The following is a 696-nucleotide window of genomic DNA, read 5'->3' on the forward strand; positions in this document are numbered from 1 at the left end:
AGGGCTCAAGGCTGTGGGCCAGTTCCGCTGGTCCACCCATGTCGAACTGGCGAGCCTGTTCGTGCGCGCAGGCGCCTGATCAGGGCCGGCGCAATCCACAGCCTTTTCCGGCGATATCCAAGGATTGTGCGCAGGTTATCCACAGGCCTGCGCACAGCGTCTCAGCGTGACCGGGTGAGGACGATCAGGCGGTAATAGCCAAAGGCGCCGGTATGGGTCTGGCAAGACAGGCCCTGCCGCGCGGCGATGTCCTGGGCCAGTTTTGCCAGTTCGGTGCGCGGCGTCACATGAAAGCGCGTCAGCCACGCTTGGAGCAGGCGGCGCAGCGGGCCGGGCAGGCCGGCGGCATCGTGGAAATCGACGATGTGCAGCGATCCGCCCGGCGCCAGCAGGGTGGCGGCATGGGCCACCGTTTGTTGCCATGGCGGGATCATCGAGAGCGCAAACGAAATGACGACGCGATCGAACCGCGCCGTGCCGAGCAGCGCAGCCGGGTCAAAAGCGCTGGCATCGGCCAGTGCCAGCCGCGCGCCATCACCCAGCCGCGCCTGCGCGGCCCCCAGCATCTCGCGCGAGATATCGATGCCGAACAGGCGCATGCCGGGCCAGCGCCGCGCGATCATCGCCAGGTTGCGCCCGGTGCCGCAGCCCAATTCCAGCACGCGGGCGCCGGGCGCAGCGTCCAGCCCGCGGATC

The 696-nt window shown here is 68.7% G+C and carries 1 protein-coding gene; it reads right to left on the reverse strand.

Going from position 1 to position 696, the window contains the following annotated elements; all coding sequences use genetic code 11:
- Nucleotides 1–161 precede the first annotated feature (161 nt).
- Nucleotides 162–696: class I SAM-dependent methyltransferase (locus H926_RS29975; protein WP_043611057.1), on the reverse strand; the 535-nt coding region annotated here is incomplete at its 5' end.

Source organism: Novosphingobium sp. B-7 (assembly GCF_000410615.1).
Lineage (GTDB): Bacteria > Pseudomonadota > Alphaproteobacteria > Sphingomonadales > Sphingomonadaceae > Novosphingobium > Novosphingobium capsulatum.